Origin of the sequence: Streptomyces sp. NBC_01622 (genome assembly GCF_045209635.1) — a bacterium.
Taxonomy (GTDB): domain Bacteria; phylum Actinomycetota; class Actinomycetes; order Streptomycetales; family Streptomycetaceae; genus Streptomyces.
This window is the reverse complement of record NZ_CP109293.1, coordinates 8,645,890-8,661,297: the sequence shown is the minus strand read 5'-3', so window position 1 is coordinate 8,661,297 and position 15,408 is coordinate 8,645,890. Positions and strand designations below refer to the sequence as shown.

The window sequence follows — 15,408 nt, the reverse complement described above, 5'->3', positions numbered from 1 at the left end:
CCTCCTGTGTGGTCAACCACTCACAAAAAACGGCTGAGAAATGGCGGGGCCGCATGCCCCGCCCACAGACCCGAAGGCCTGGTTACCCGGTCACACCGGGTGTCAGTAGTGCGTGATCCCCCTGGACAGCGTTCGAATCCACGGAGCATCCACCTCATCGGCTCCCATGGAGACGATGAGGTGGCACAGCATGCCGCACGCGAAGAACTCCTGGACCTGCGTCTCGGTACCGCCCGAGGCGCCGCGGACGTACTCCACCAGACGGGCGTAGCCCTGCCGGACCACCTCCCGCACCGCCGGTTCGGAGACAGCCGCGGCCTGGGCATGCAGTTGGATCAGCATCAGATCGTTGTCGCTGATCAGCTGGGCGTAGCTGTCGCCCATGGCCTCCAGCACCACCTCGGCGGAGCTGCCCTTCGCCTCGGACGCCGCCCGCTCCAGACTGGCCCGCACCTGCACGAAGCAGTACTCGACGACCGCGGTGAACAGTAGTTCCTTGTTCGGGAACAGGCGGTAGACGTAGGCCTGCGAGATGCCGGCCGCCTTCGCGACCTCGGTGGTGGTGGTGCCCCAGTAGCCACGCGCCGCGAAGGCACCGATGGCGGTGCGCAGCACCGTCTCGCGGCGCTCCTCGGCGGTGGACAACTGGCGGGGCCGTTCGCTCTTCATGTGAGTACTCAACCACTCACACTTTTCCGTGTCAACGCACTCACCACTGTCGACACCCCCGATCCCCTCACCCCCGCTGCCCATACCCCCGCAACCGCTCCCCCGCCTCCGCCACCTGCTCCCCCGACAACAGCGTCGGCGACAGCCCCGGTACCGACGACGCCGTCAGCCACAACCGGCACATCCACTCCAGCTGGGCCGTGCGGTCGAACGCCTGGTCCAGGGAGGTGCCGTAGGCGATCGTGCCGTGGTTCTGGAGGAGGCAGGCGGAGCGGTCGGCGAGGGCCTGGAGCATGTTCTCGGCCAACTCCTCGGTGCCGTATGTCGCATACGGGGCAACCCGGACCGGGCCGCCGAGGGCGCCGGACATGTAGTGGATCGAGGGGAGTTCGGGGACGAGGGTCGAGACGGCCGTCGCGTGGACGGCGTGGGTGTGGACGACGGCCTGGGCGTCGGTGTTGCGGTAGACGGCGAGATGCATGGGCAGTTCGCTCGTCGGGAGGAGGGTGCCGAGGACCTGTCGGCCCTCGATGTCGACGCCGACGGTGTCGTCGGGTGTGAGCCGGTCGTAAGGGACGCCCGAGGGTGTGACCAGGACGATGTCGCCGACGCGCACCGAGACGTTCCCGGAGGTGCCGACCACCAGGCCGTCGGACACCGTCCGGCGGGCCGTTACGACGAGTTCGTCCCAGGCGTGCGCCTCCTCAGGGCGCACACGCCTCCGCCACGGCTCCCCCACAGCCTGTGCGCCCTCCCCGACATCCCGTCCGCCCCGCTCGTCCCGCCGCCGCTCAGCCATGCCGCGATCCTGCCAGCCGGTTCCCCAACACGCGCTCGGGCGAGGGCACTTTAAGCCGGAAGCCGCACATCCGAAAGAGTACATATGGGCACGTAACGCCCACTCAAGCCGCTTGGCCGGAGACCGATCGGCATCGACAGATCCTCCAATGGCCTCTGGGGGATTTGTCGTGCACGCCGCCATTCCCGGGGGAAACATGGCCCGTGATCGCAAACCGTCCCGCCGTCGCACGCACCACGGCACCCGTCACCGCGCCCGCCTCACCGCGGCCTCCGTGACCGCGCTCGCCGTCGCCGGAGTCGCACTCGTCGAGATCCCGGCCGCCGCCGCGAGCCCCGCCAAGGGCCACGACGTCTCCTCGCACCAGAAGAACGTCGACTGGCCGAGCGCGAAGGCGCAGGGCGCCACCTTCGTCTACGTCAAGGCGACCGAGTCCACCAACTACGTCAGCCCCTACTTCGGCCGGCAGTACAACGGCGCCCGCGCCGCCGGCATCATCCGGGGCGCCTACCACTTCGCGCTCCCGGACAAGTCGTCGGGCGCGGCCCAGGCCGGCTACTTCGTGGCGCACGGCGGCGGCTGGAGGGCGGACGGCTGGACGCTGCCGCCGGCGCTCGACATCGAATACAACCCGTACGACAAGAAGCACGGCTGCTACGGCCTGAGCAAGGCGAAGACGGTCGGCTGGATCAAGGCCTTCAGCGCCGAGGTGAGGCGCGAGACGGGCCGCCGCCCGGTGATCTACACGACCGCCCACTGATGGAACACCTGCACGGGCAGCAGCACCGCCCTGGCCTCGACACACGCGCTGTGGATCGCCCGCCACGAGTCGGCGGACGCGGGCTCACTGCCCGCCGGCTGGTCGTACTGGACCTTCTGGCAGTACGACAACAGCGGCAGCCTGCCGGGGGATCAGAATCTCTTCAACGGGTCCTTGAGCCAACTGAAGAAGTTCGCCAGGGGTTACTAGGCTGTACAGACACTTCAGAGACCCCCTCAGTTCATCTTCCGTTCATTCAGGTTGCCTACGGTCAACGCGCCAACGACCTCGAACGATTGCCTGGGTAAATGGAAAGCTTCTCGCTGATTCTCGCGATTGTGGTGGTCACCGCACTCGCGTTCGATTTCACGAACGGTTTCCACGACACCGCCAACGCGATGGCCACCACCATCTCGACCGGTGCGCTCAAGCCCAAGGTCGCGGTGGCCATGTCGGCCACCCTCAACCTGGTGGGCGCTTTTCTCTCCGTAGAGGTCGCCAACACGATCTCCAAGGGTCTTGTCGACGAGAGCGGCATCCGTCCCGAGGTCATCTTCGCCGCCCTGGTCGGCGCGATCCTCTGGAACCTGGTGACCTGGCTCGTCGGCCTGCCGTCCAGTTCCTCGCACGCCCTCATGGGCGGTCTGATCGGCGCCACCATCGCCTCGGCCGGCACCGGCGCGGTCCACGGCGACGTCCTGGTCACCAAGGTGCTGCTGCCCGCGGTCGCCGCCCCGATCGTCGCGGGCGTCGCGGCGATGCTGGCCACCAGGTTCTCGTACGCGCTCAGCCGGAACTCGGACGGCAAGGCCGCCGACAAGGGCTTCCGCGTCGGCCAGATCGCCTCGGCCGGCCTGGTCTCGCTGGCCCACGGCACGAACGACGCGCAGAAGACGATGGGCATCATCACCCTCGCCCTGATCGCCGGCGGCTCCATCGCCCCCGACTCGGACCCGCCCACCTGGGTCATCCTCTCCGCGGGCCTCGCCATCGCGATGGGCACCTACATTGGCGGCTGGCGCATCATCCGCACCATGGGCAAGGGCCTGACCGACCTCCGGCCGCAGCAGGGCTTCGCCGCCCAGACCAGCGCCGCCGCGGTCATCCTGGCCTCCTCGCACATCGGCTTCTCCCTCTCCACCACGCACGCCGTCTCCGGTTCCGTGATGGGTGCGGGCCTGGGCCGCAAGGGCGGGGTCGTCCGCTGGTCGACCGCCACCCGGATGTTCGTCGCCTGGGGTCTGACGCTGCCGGCCGCCGCGCTGGTCGGCGCGCTCGCCGAGTCGGTGACCGACCTCGGCGACTGGGGCACCGCGCTGGTGGCCGTCTTCCTGATCGCCTCCAGCACCGCGATCTGGATCGTGTCCCGCCGCCAGGTGGTCGACGCCTCGAACGTCAACGAGTTCGAGGAGCCGGCCGGCGTGGTCACCGCCGCGATCGCCGCCGTCACCCCGCCCCCGTCGGTCGCCCTCTCCGAGGGCCTCACGGCGACGATCCCCTCGCCGCCCGTGACCCCGGCCCCCGTCGTGAAGTCCGACCCGGCGACCCCGCCGGCCGCCGCGGTCTGAGCCCGAGCACCCGGTCATCAAGAAGGAAGTAGAAGCATGCACATCGACTGGGCAGCCCTCGGCTCCGTCTTCGGCGTCAGCCTCGTGGTCACCGTCGCCCTGGTGGCCGTCTTCACCCTCGGCATCACCGCCCTCTCGCGCCGCGAACGGGCCACCGTCCAGGGCGACTCCGCGAACCTCGCCCTGACCGGCGCCTACGCCTGCTTCGCGGCCTGCGCGGCGGCGGTGGCGTACGGGATCTACATCATCGTGGCCTGACCGGCCGCCAGTTGGACCGAGCGTGGGGTGCGGGACGGATCACCGTCCCGCACCCCACGCTCGCGTGCTCCTTCGACGACCCGCGTGTGGGCATCAGCACACTCCTCCCCCGCAGGTCAACAGCAAGTTGACGCCCCTTCCAACCCCGTGGTGGACTGCCGGAGCCATGTACGGCGGCAGGAGAGGAAGCCGGTGCGAATCCGGCGCGGTCCCGCCACTGTCACCGGGGTAGACAACCCCGGGAGCCAGGAACTCTCACCGCCGGTCTCGTCGAACCAGGGCGTGGACACCCTGAGTGAGGACATATCGCCATGCTCGGCTGCCGTTCGAGGTCCCGTACCAGCGCAGTGTCCGACTCAGCGACCGGCTGAGCCGATGCGTGCCGATCGCGTCTTCGCGTACGGCGCCGCCGCCGGACTTCTCGGCGACCACCTGCTCGGCGATCCCCGCCGCGGGCATCCGGTCGCCGCGTTCGGCCGCGCCGCCGGTGCCGTGGAACAGCTCCTGTGGCGCGACCACCGAGGCTGGGGCGCCCTGCACACCGCCGTGTGCGTGGGCGCCACCGTCTCTCTCGCCGCCGTAGCGACTTCGGCCCTACGACCGTCCCGTACGGCCTCTGCCGCCCTCACCGCCGCCGCCACCTGGGCGGTCGTCGGCGGGACCTCCCTCGCGCGCGAGGCCGGGGTCATCGGGCGGGCACTGGAGGCCGGTGACATCGAGGCCGCGCGGGCACGCCTGCCGCACCTCTGCGGCCGGGACCCGCAGGCCCTCGACGCCGACGGCATCGCCCGGGCCGTCGTCGAGTCCGTCGCCGAGAACACCTCCGACGCGGTGGTGGGCGCCCTGGTGTGGGGCGGCATCGCGGGTGTCCCGGGTCTGCTCGGCTTCCGGGCCGTGAACACCCTGGACGCCATGGTCGGCCACAAGTCGGCCAAGTACCGCCGCTACGGCTGGGCTTCGGCCCGCCTCGACGACCTCGCCGGCTGGCCGGGCGCCCGCCTCACCGCCGTCCTCGCGACCGTCGCGGGCGGCGACCCGCGCGGAGCGGTGCGCGCCTGGCGCACCGACGCCCCCAAGCACCCGAGCCCCAACGCCGGTCCCGTGGAGGCCTCCTTCGCGGGCGCACTCGGCGTGCGACTGGGCGGGACGCTCTCCTACGGCGGCCGGGTCGAGCACCGGCCCGTGCTGAACGGTGCCGGACGCGCCGTCGCCGTACCGGACATCGATCGGGCCGTACGGCTGTCCCGGCGCGTCGGCTGGCTCGCGCTCGGGGTCAGTGTCGCCGGCCGGCTGCTGGTGAAGGGACGGAAGTCATGAGCGGCGGCGGGCTGTTGGTCGCGGGCACCACCTCGGACGCCGGGAAGAGCGTCGTCACCGCCGGGATCTGCCGGTGGCTGGTGCGGCAGGGCGTGAAGGTCGCGCCGTTCAAGGCGCAGAACATGTCCCTCAACTCGTTCGTCACGCGCGAAGGTGCCGAGATCGGGCGGGCGCAGGCCATGCAGGCGCAGGCCTGCCGCATCGAGCCGACCGCGCTGATGAATCCCGTCCTCCTCAAGCCGGGCGGCGACCGCACCAGTCAGGTCGTGCTCATGGGCAAGCCTGTTGGTGAGATGAGCGCGCGCGGCTATCACGGCGGGCGGCAGGAGCAGTTGCTCGGCACCGTGCTGGACTGTCTCGCCGAGTTGCGGGGCACGTATGACGCGGTGATCTGTGAGGGGGCCGGCAGTCCAGCCGAGATCAATCTGCGGCGGACCGACATCGTGAACATGGGCATCGCACGCAACGCACAGCTGCCCGTGCTCGTGGTCGGCGACATCGACCGCGGCGGCGTCTTCGCCTCCTTCTTCGGAACCGTGGCGCTGCTGTCGCCGGAGGATCAGGCGTTCGTCGCCGGGTTCCTCGTCAACAAGTTCCGGGGCGATGTGTCGCTCCTGGAGCCGGGGTTGGAGATGCTGTACGGCCTCACCGGACGGCGGACGTACGGCGTGCTGCCGTTCCAGCACGGGCTCGGGATCGACGAGGAGGACGGGCTGCACATCTCGCTGCGCGGGACCGTCCGCGAGTCGAACACCGCGCCGCCGGCCGGCGAGGACGTGCTGCGGGTCGCGGTCTGCGCGATCCCCCTCATGTCCAACTTCACGGACGTGGACGCGCTGGCCGCCGAACCGGGCGTCGTGGTGCGGTTCGTGGACCGGCCGGAGGAGTTGGCCGACGCCGACCTCGTCGTGATCCCGGGGACCCGGGGGACGGTGCAGGCGCTGGAGTGGCTGCGGGAGCGCGGCCTCGCCGACGCCCTCGTCCGCAGGGCCGCCGAACAGCGGCCGATTCTCGGCGTCTGCGGCGGCTTCCAGATCCTCGGCGAGCACATCGAGGACGAGGTCGAGAGCCGGCGGGGATCGGTCGACGGGCTCGGAGTACTCCCCCTGCGCGTGCGCTTCGCGCGCGAGAAGACCCTCACCCGACCCGTGGGCGAAGCCCTCGGCGAGCGGGTCGAAGGGTACGAGATCCATCACGGTGTCGCCCAACTCAGCGGCGGTGAGCCCTTCTTGGACGGCTGCCGGGTCGGCCAGACCTGGGGCACCCACTGGCACGGCTCGCTGGAGTCGGACGGGTTCCGGCGGGCGTTCCTGCGCAAGGTGGCCGCCGCGGCGGGCCGCCGGTTCGTGCCGGCCGCCGACACCTCGTTCGCCGCGCTGCGCGAGGAGCAGCTCGACCGGCTCGGCGACCTCATCGAACAGCACGCGGACACGGACGCGCTGTGGCGGCTCATCGAGTCCGGCGCGCCACAAGGACTGCCTTTCATTCCACCGGGAGCGCCCGCATGAGCACAGTGTTGTTGTTGTCGACCGCCGACACGGATCTGCTGGCGGCGCGTGCCTCCGGCGCCGGGTACCGGATCGGCAACCCGTCCCGCGTGGACGCCGGCGAGGAGCTGCCCGCGCTCATCGCGGGCTCGGACATCGCCGTCGTACGGCTGCTCGGCGGCAAGCGGGCCTGGGAGGACGGGCTCGCCGCGCTCAAGGCCTCGGGCATCCCGACCGTGCTGCTGGGCGGAGAGTCCGTCCCGGACGCCGAGTTGATGGCCGAGTCGTCGGTACCGGCCGGTGTGGTGGCCGAGGCGCTGCGCTATCTCGTCGAGGGCGGTCCTGACAACCTCACCGAACTCGCCCGCTTCCTCTCCGACACCGTGCTGCTCACGGGCGAGGGCTTCGAAGCGCCGCAGAAGATGCCCGAGTTCGGCGTCCACGGCGAGCGTGCCTTCGTCGAGGGCCGCCCGACCGTCGGCGTGCTCTTCTACCGGGCACATCACCTCTCCGGCAACACCGCCTTCGTCGACACCCTGTGCGACCGGATCGAGGCGAAGGGCGCCAACGCCCTTGCCGTGTACTGCGGTTCGCTGCGCGGTGCCGACTCCCGGCTGTACGAGATCCTCGGCAAGGCGGACGCGCTGATCGCCACCGTCCTCGCCGCGGGCGGTACGCACGCCTCGCAGGCCTCGGCCGGCGGCGACGAGGAGGCCTGGGACATCGGCGCGCTCGCCGACCTCAACGTGCCCGTGCTGCAAGGACTTTGCCTTACGTCGTCCAGGGCCGCCTGGGACGAGTCCGACGCCGCCCTCTCCCCCATGGACGCGGCGATGCAGGTCGCGATCCCCGAGTTCGACGGCCGGCTGATCACGGTCCCCTTCTCCTTCAAGGAGCGGGTCGACGACGATGGAGCCGACGTCCCGGTCTACGTCGCCGACCCCGAGCGGGCCGCGCGGGTGGCCGGAATCGCGGTACGGCACGCGAAGTTGAAGCACAAGCCGAACGCCGAGAAGAAGCTCGCGCTCGTCTTCACCGCCTACCCGACGAAGCACTCGCGGGTCGGCAACGCGGTCGGTCTTGACACGCCCGCTTCGGCGATCCGGGTGCTGGACGCGCTGCGGGACGCCGGGTACGGGGTCGACGAACACCCCGACAACGGGGACGAGTTGATCCACCGGCTCATCAACGCCGGTGGCCACGACGTCGAATGGCTCACCGAGGAGCAGTTGGCCGCCGCGCCCGCGCGGGTACCGCTCGCCGACTACCGGGCATGGTTCGACAAGCTCGAACCCGACCTCAGGCAGGGCATGTTGGACGCGTGGGGCGAGCCGCCGGGCAGCCTCTACGTCGACGGCGACGACATCGTGCTCGCGTCCCTCCAGTTCGGGAACGTCGTGGTCATGATCCAGCCGCCGCGCGGCTTCGGCGAGAACCCGATCGCGATCTACCACGACCCCGACATGCCGCCGTCGCACCACTACATGGCCGCCTACCGCTGGCTGGACAACAGCTTCGGCGCGGACGCGATCGTCCACATGGGCAAGCACGGCACCATGGAATGGCTGCCGGGCAAGGGACTTGGGCTCAGCAGCGGCTGCGCGCCCGACGCCGTACTCGGTGAACTCCCCCTGATCTACCCGTTCATCGTGAACGACCCGGGCGAGGGCACCCAGGCCAAGCGGCGCGGGCACGCCACGGTCGTCGACCACCTGGTGCCACCGATGGCGCGTGCCGACACGTACGGCGACCTGGCGAAGCTGGAGCAACTCCTCGACGAGTACGCCCTGGTGTCCGACCTGGACCCGACGAAGGCACCGGCCGTGCGCGCGCAGATCTGGACGCTGGTGAAGGCGGCCGAGCTGCACCACGACCTGCATGTGGACGACCAGCCGGACGACGCCGCGTTCGACGAGTTCGTGATGCACATCGACGGCTATCTGTGCGAGATCAAGGACGTGCAGATCCGCGACGGGCTGCACATCCTCGGCGGCGGCCCGGTCGGTGAGGCTCGTGTGAACCTCGTGCTGGCCGTGCTGCGCGCCTCGCAGGTGTGGGGCGGGCAGGCCAACGCGCTGCCGGGTCTGCGGGCCTCACTGGCCGAGCATTTCGGGCTGGTCGAGAAGGAGTTGCTGGCCGAGCCCGGCGCTCCCGTGAAGGTGCCGGTGGAGCTGACGGATCTCGTCGAGGGACCGGCCCGTTCGGCCGCCGACGCGATCGATCTGCTGGAGCAGCTGTGCCGCCGGTTCGCGGAGGGCATGGAGGCCCAGGAGTGGGACGTCACGACCGTCCCGGCGCTCGTGCGTGCCGTCATCGGCGCCGAACTCCCGGACTGCGTAGCGGTGTTGGAGTTCGCCTGCGACGAGGTGGTCCCCCGCCTCGCCCGCACCACCGACGAGATCGACCACATCCTCCTCGCGCTCGACGGGGGTTACGTCCCGGCGGGCCCCTCGGGCTCCCCGACCCGGGGGTTGGTCAACGTCCTGCCGACCGGCCGGAACTTCTACTCCGTCGACCCCAAGGCCATTCCGTCCAGGCTGAGTTGGGAGGTCGGGCAGGCGCTGGCGGACTCGCTCGTGCAGCGGTACCTCCAGGACAACGGCGAGTTCCCCAAATCCGTCGGCCTCACGGTGTGGGGTACGTCGGCGATGCGCACCCAGGGCGACGACATCGCCGAGATCCTCGCGCTGCTGGGCTGCCGTCCGGTCTGGGACGACGCCTCGCGCCGGGTGACCGGCTTCGAGATCGTGCCTGTCACGGAGCTGGGCCGGCCGCGCATCGATGTCACGGTGCGGATCTCCGGCTTCTTCCGGGACGCGTTCCCGCACGTCGTCGGGCTGATCGACGACGCGGTACGGGCCGTGGCCGACCTGCCCGAACCCCCCGAGTCCAACTACGTCCGCGCGCACGCCGACGAGGACACCGCCGAGCACGGCGACCGGCGCCGGGCCACGGCCCGTATCTTCGGCTCCAAGCCGGGCGCGTACGGCGCCGGACTGCTGCCGCTGATCGACGCGCGCAACTGGCGCAGCGACGCGGACCTCGCCGAGGTGTACGCGGTGTGGGGCGGGTACGCCTACGGGCGCGGTCTCGACGGGCGGGCGGCGCGCGGGGACATGGAAACCGCGTTCCGGCGAATTGCCGTAGCGGCCAAGAACGTCGACACCCGCGAGCACGATCTCGTCGACGCGGACGACTACTTCCAGTACCACGGCGGCATGGTCGCCATGGTCCGCCACCTGACCGGCGCCTCCCCCGAGGCGTACGTCGGCGACTCCGCGACCCCGGACCAGGTCAAGACCCGCACGCTGGGCGAGGAGACGCACCGGGTCTTCCGCGCGCGGGTCGTCAACCCCCGCTGGATGGCCGCGATGCGCCGGCACGGCTACAAGGGCGCCTTCGAGATGGCGGCGACCGTCGACTACCTCTTCGGCTACGACGCGACGGCCGGGGTCGTCGACGACTGGATGTACGAGAAGCTCAGCGCCGAGTACGTCTTCGACCCGGAGAACCGGGACTTCATGAAGAAGTCCAACCCGTGGGCGCTGCGCGGCATCACCGAACGGCTCCTCGAAGCCGCCGAGCGCGGTCTGTGGGCCGAGCCGGACGCGGACACGCTGGAGAGACTGCGGGCCACCTATCTGGAGCTCGAAGGCGACCTGGAGGGCGACGACCAGTGACAACTCCCTTTCCGTTCACGGCCGTTGTCGGCCAGGACGACCTGCGGCTCGCGCTGCTGCTGAACGCGGTGTCGCCGGCGGTCGGCGGTGTGCTGGTACGCGGCGAGAAGGGCACCGCCAAGTCGACGGCCGTGCGTGCCCTTTCGGCGCTCCTGCCGGAGGTCGCCGTCGTCCCCGGCTGCCGCTTCTCCTGCGACCCCGCCGCACCCGACCCGGCCTGCCCGGACGGCCCGCACAAGACCGGACCCGGGACCCAACGCCCCGCCCGCATGGTCGAGTTGCCGGTCGGCGCTTCCGAGGACCGGCTCGTCGGCGCGCTCGACATCGAGCGGGCCCTCGCCGAGGGCGTCAAGGCCTTCGAGCCCGGCCTGCTCGCCGACGCGCACCGGGGCATCCTCTACGTCGACGAGGTCAACCTCCTCCACGACCACCTGGTCGACCTGCTGCTGGACGCGGCGGCGATGGGCGCGTCGTACGTCGAACGCGAGGGCGTCTCCGTCCGGCACGCCGCGCGCTTCCTGCTCGTCGGCACGATGAACCCCGAAGAGGGCGAACTGCGCCCCCAGTTGCTCGACCGCTTCGGCCTCACTGTGGAGGTCGCCGCCTCCCGGGAGCCCGACCAGCGGGTCGAGGTCGTGCGGCGCAGGCTCGCCTACGACGACGATCCGGCCGGTTTCACCGAGCGCTGGGCGGACGAGGAGTCCTCCGTACGGGCCCGGATCATCGCCGCGCGTGCGCTGTTGCCGTCCGTGCGGCTGGGCGACGGGGCGCTGCGGCAGATCGCGGCGACCTGTGCCGCTTTCGAGGTGGACGGTATGCGCGCCGACATCGTGATGGCACGGACCGCGACCGCGCTGGCCGCCTGGGCCGGGCGGACCGACGTACTCGCCGAGGACGTACGGCAGGCCGCGCTGCTCGCGCTGCCGCACCGCAGGAGGCGAAATCCCTTCGACGCGCCGGGACTTGACGAGAACAAGCTCGACGACACGCTGGAGGAGTTCGCCGAGCAGGAGCAGGAGCAGACGCCCGAAGATGATGATCCGGGGCCGGACGGTCCCGACGGCCCGGGTGGCGGCGGTGGGCAGTCGCCCGAGGATGACTCGGACGGTCCTCAGGGCGGTGACACCGGTGCACAGCCGGAAGCCGGCGAGGGCGGGGAGCCGCAGCCTTCCGGTTCCGGTGAGCAGCAGCCCGTACGCGCCTCCGAGCCCTTCCGCACCAAGGCGTTGAGCGTGCCCGGGATCGGTGAGGGTGCCGCCGGGCGGCGTTCGCGGGCGCGGACCGAGCACGGGCGGACCACCGGGGCCCGGCGGCCCCAAGGGGCGCTCACCAAGCTGCACTTGGCGGCGACCGTGCAGGCGGCGGCTCCGCATCAGCTGGCGCGTGGCAGGGCCGGGCGCGGGCTGGTCGTGCGCCGGGACGATCTGCGGCAGGCGACGCGGGAGGGGCGTGAGGGCAACCTCGTGCTGTTCGTCGTGGACGCCTCCGGGTCGATGGCGGCCCGGCAGCGGATGAGCGCGGTGAAGGGCGCCGTACTGTCGCTGCTGCTCGACGCGTATCAACGGCGGGACAAGGTAGGTCTGGTGACCTTCCGCGGGTCCGCCGCCGATGTCGCCCTGCCGCCGACCTCCTCCGTGGACGCCGCCGCCGTACGGCTGGAGTCGTTGCCGACCGGAGGGCGGACGCCGCTCGCGGCCGGACTGCTCAAGGCGCGTGACGTGCTGCGGGTGGAGCGGTTGCGGGATCCCGCGCGGCGGGCGCTGGTGGTCGTGGTGACCGACGGGCGGGCCACCGGTGGGCCCGAGCCGGTCGCGCTGGCCGGGCGGGCAGCGCGGCTGTTCGCGGCCGACGGGGTCGCCTCCGTGGTCGTGGACTGCGAGTCGGGGCCCGTACGGCTGGGCCTGGCCCGGCAGTTGGCCGGTGAGCTGGACGGCACGGCGGTCACACTCGACGAGTTGCGGGCCGACTCGATCGCCGGGCTGGTCAAGGACGTACAGAGGAGGGCCGCGTAATGCCGCAGGGGCAGCCAAGTGTCGTACCGGACGACGGACTGACGACCCGTCAGCGCCGCAACCGGCCGCTCGTCGTCGTGCACACCGGCATCGGCAAGGGCAAGTCCACCGCCGCTTTCGGGCTTGCCTTGCGCGCCTGGAACCAGGGGTGGCCGATCGGGGTGTTCCAGTTCGTCAAGTCGGCGAAGTGGAAGGTCGGCGAGGAGAACGCCCTTCGGGTGCTGGGTGCTTCCGGCGAGGGCGGGTCCGTCGACTGGCACAAGATGGGCGAGGGCTGGTCCTGGGTGCAGCGCGACTCCCAGATGGACAACGAGGAGAAGGCGCGCGAGGGCTGGGAGCAGGTCAAGCGGGATCTCGCCGCCGAGACGTACCAGCTGTACGTGCTCGACGAGTTCGCGTACCCGATGCACTGGGGCTGGGTCGACACGGACGAGGTGATCTCCGTGCTGCGGGACCGTCCGGGCACGCAGCACGTGGTCATCACCGGGCGGAACGCGCCGGAGAAGCTCGTCGACTTCGCCGATCTCGTGACCGACATGTCGAAGGTCAAGCACCCGATGGACGCCGGTCAGAAGGGCCAGCGGGGTATCGAGTGGTGATGTCTTCTGTGCCTCGGCTGGTCATTGCCGCGCCCTCTTCGGGCAGCGGCAAGACCACCGTCGCCACGGGGCTGATGGCCGCGTTCGCCGCGCGGGGGCTCGCCGTTTCCCCGCACAAGGTCGGGCCGGACTACATCGACCCCGGGTACCACGCGCTCGCCACCGGGCGGGTGGGGCGGAACCTCGACGCGTACCTGTGCGGGCCGGAGTTGATCGGTCCGCTGTTCGCGCACGGGGCACGCGGGTGTGATCTCGCCGTCGTCGAGGGTGTGATGGGGATGTACGACGGGGCCGCGGGCGAAGGGGAGTTGGCGTCCACGGCCCACGTGGCGAAGCTGCTGCGGGCACCGGTCGTGCTCGTGGTCGACGCGTCCTCGCAGTCCTGGTCCGTCGCCGCGCTGGTGCACGGGTTCGCGTCCTGGGATCCGGAGGTGCGGGTCGGGGGCGTGGTCCTCAACAAGGTGGCGTCGGACCGGCATGAGGCGTTGCTGCGGGAGGCGTTGGACGCTGCCGGGGTACCGGTGCTGGGTGTGCTGCGGCGGGTGCCGCAGGTGGATACGCCGTCGCGGCATCTGGGGTTGGTGCCGGTCGCCGAGCGGCGGGCTGCGGCGGTGGAGGCTGTTGCGGCGATGGGGGCGCAGGTCGACGCCGGGTGTGATCTGGAGGCATTGCTTGCGCTGGCGCGCAGTGCCGGTGCGTTGTCCTGTGCGGCTTGGGATGCGGCTGAGGTCCTGGATTCTTCGCCCCCGCCGCCCCTTCCCTCCCCCACTCTCGGCTTCGCTCGAGCGGGGGGACCCCCATCGTCCCTGGGGGCTGCGCCCCCAGACCCCCGCTTCGGCCCCGAAAGGGCCTCGTCCTCAAACGCCGGACGGGCTGATTTTGCCCGCCCGAACTCAAAAGTGAAGGTTGCCGTCGCCGGTGGCCCCGCCTTCACCTTCTCCTATGCCGAGCACACCGAGCTCCTCACTGCGGCCGGTGCCGAGGTCGTCCCATTCGATCCCCTCCACGATGAACAACTGCCGGACGGGACACGCGGGTTGGTCATCGGAGGCGGGTTCCCCGAGGTGTACGCCGCCGAGTTGTCGGCGAACGAGCCGTTGCGCAAGGCCGTTGGCGCGCTCGCCGAGAACGGGGCCCCCGTGGCCGCCGAGTGTGCCGGACTGCTGTATCTGTGCCGAGAGTTGGACGGTCTGCCGATGTGCGGGGTGCTCGACGCCACCGCGCGGATGAGCGAACGGCTGACCCTGGGGTATCGGGACGCCGTCGCGCTGAGCGACAGTGTGCTGGCCGTGGCCGGGACGCGGATGCGCGGGCACGAGTTCCACCGGACCGTCGTCGAGCCCTGCTCGGGGGCGGCTCCCGCCTGGGGGGTACGCGCTCCCGAGCGGCGGGTCGAAGGTTTCGTACAACAGGGTGTGCACGCGAGTTATCTGCACACGCACTGGGCGGCCGAGCCCGGTGTGGCCCGTCGGTTCGTGGAGAGGTGCCGGACGTCATGAGCAACAGCAAGTTGATCGGAGTCGGGGTGGGTCCCGGCGATCCGGAGCTGGTGACCGTCAAGGGCGTCAACGCTCTGCGCGCCGCCGATGTCGTCGTGGTGCCTGTGATGGCTGCGTCCGATGGAAAAGATGGCGGGGAGCGGGGGCGTGCCGAAGCGACCGTGCTGCACTACGTGCCGGAGGAGAAGGTCCTCCGGGTCGTGTTCGCGCTCAACGAGCGGACCGACCGGGCCCGGCGCGAGGCCGCCTGGGATGCGGCGGGGGCGAAGGTCGCCGAGTTGCTCGCCGCGCACGGGGTCGTCGCGTTCGCCACCATCGGGGACCCGAACGTCTACTCCACCTTCACCTATCTCGCCCTGACCATCGGGGAGTTGGTGCCGGGAGTCGTGGTCGAGACCGTGCCCGGAATCACCGCCATGCAGGATCTCGCCGCGCGTTCCGGGGCCGTACTCACGGAAGGGACCGAGCCGTTGACACTCGTGCCCGTGACCGCCGGGTCCGCCGTGCTCAAGGACGCGCTGGCCGGGCCGGGGACGGTCGTGGCGTACAAGTTCGGGCGGCAGGCGGGCGAGGTCGCCGAGGCGCTGCGGGAGACCGGGCGGATCGAGGACGCGGTGTGGGGGTCGGCGCTCGGGCTGCCCGAGGAGTCGATCCGGCCGGCCGCCGAGCTGGACGGGGAGCCGCTGCCCTATCTGTCGACGCTCATCGCCCCCGCGCGGCGCGAGGGCGGGCGGGGCGGGAAGTTGTGACCGGTCGTAGA

The 15,408-nt window shown here is 71.0% G+C and carries 11 protein-coding genes, 1 pseudogene and 1 riboswitch; of the genes and pseudogenes, 10 read left to right on the top strand and 2 right to left on the bottom strand.

Translation table 11 applies throughout. The features are described from left to right. Positions 1-102 precede the first annotated feature (102 nt). Together OH768_RS40110 and OH768_RS40105 are read right to left on the bottom strand one after the other, a co-directional pair. On the bottom strand, positions 103-669 hold the full coding sequence (locus OH768_RS40110) for a TetR/AcrR family transcriptional regulator (protein ID WP_406461226.1): 567 nt from the start codon (positions 667-669) through the stop codon (positions 103-105). Positions 670-736: 67 nt separating this feature from the next. Then, entirely contained in the window at positions 737-1,468 is a 732-nt protein-coding gene (locus tag OH768_RS40105) for a class II aldolase/adducin family protein (protein ID WP_406461225.1), read from the bottom strand. Positions 1,469-1,664: 196 nt separating this feature from the next. Between OH768_RS40105 and OH768_RS40100 the strand changes: the two are divergent. From OH768_RS40100 to cobI, 10 genes and pseudogenes are all read left to right on the top strand, one after another. Further along, positions 1,665-2,438: pseudogene (locus OH768_RS40100) on the top strand (lysozyme). A 98-nt stretch (positions 2,439-2,536) separates the two neighbouring features. Next, on the top strand, positions 2,537-3,796 hold the full coding sequence (locus tag OH768_RS40095) for an anion permease (protein WP_406461223.1): 1,260 nt from the start codon (positions 2,537-2,539) through the stop codon (positions 3,794-3,796). A gap of 36 nt (positions 3,797-3,832) precedes the next feature. After that, entirely contained in the window at positions 3,833-4,054 is a 222-nt protein-coding gene (locus tag OH768_RS40090; protein ID WP_406461221.1) for a hypothetical protein, read from the top strand. Positions 4,055-4,187: 133 nt separating this feature from the next. After that, a riboswitch (cobalamin riboswitch) is annotated at positions 4,188-4,330 on the top strand. A 99-nt stretch (positions 4,331-4,429) separates the two neighbouring features. Beyond that, a complete protein-coding gene (locus OH768_RS40085; RefSeq protein ID WP_406461220.1) occupies positions 4,430-5,371 on the top strand; it encodes a cobalamin biosynthesis protein in 942 nt (313 codons plus the stop codon). Next, positions 5,368-6,879 carry a cobyric acid synthase gene (locus tag OH768_RS40080; RefSeq protein ID WP_406461218.1) on the top strand — a complete coding sequence of 504 codons (1,512 nt, stop codon included), beginning with the start codon at positions 5,368-5,370 and terminating at the stop codon, positions 6,877-6,879. The genes OH768_RS40085 and OH768_RS40080 overlap by 4 nt, the downstream gene beginning before the upstream one ends. Next, the gene (gene cobN, locus OH768_RS40075; protein WP_406461216.1) at positions 6,876-10,538 is read left to right on the top strand and encodes a cobaltochelatase subunit CobN; all 3,663 of its coding nucleotides are present in this window, start codon (positions 6,876-6,878) and stop codon (positions 10,536-10,538) included. Before OH768_RS40080 ends, cobN begins: the two co-directional genes overlap by 4 nt. Continuing rightward, positions 10,535-12,550 carry a putative cobaltochelatase gene (locus tag OH768_RS40070; protein ID WP_406461214.1) on the top strand — a complete coding sequence of 672 codons (2,016 nt, stop codon included), beginning with the start codon at positions 10,535-10,537 and terminating at the stop codon, positions 12,548-12,550. The genes cobN and OH768_RS40070 overlap by 4 nt, the downstream gene beginning before the upstream one ends. Then, complete coding sequence (gene cobO, locus OH768_RS40065; protein ID WP_406461212.1) at positions 12,550-13,149, top strand: cob(I)yrinic acid a,c-diamide adenosyltransferase; 600 nt, start codon at positions 12,550-12,552, stop codon at positions 13,147-13,149. Before OH768_RS40070 ends, cobO begins: the two co-directional genes overlap by 1 nt. After that, positions 13,149-14,648: a cobyrinate a,c-diamide synthase gene (locus OH768_RS40060; protein WP_406461210.1), complete on the top strand. Its 1,500-nt coding sequence runs from the start codon at positions 13,149-13,151 to the stop codon at positions 14,646-14,648. The genes cobO and OH768_RS40060 overlap by 1 nt, the downstream gene beginning before the upstream one ends. Next, complete coding sequence (gene cobI / locus OH768_RS40055; protein ID WP_406461208.1) at positions 14,645-15,397, top strand: precorrin-2 C(20)-methyltransferase; 753 nt, start codon at positions 14,645-14,647, stop codon at positions 15,395-15,397. Before OH768_RS40060 ends, cobI begins: the two co-directional genes overlap by 4 nt. Positions 15,398-15,408: the final 11 nt, after the last annotated feature.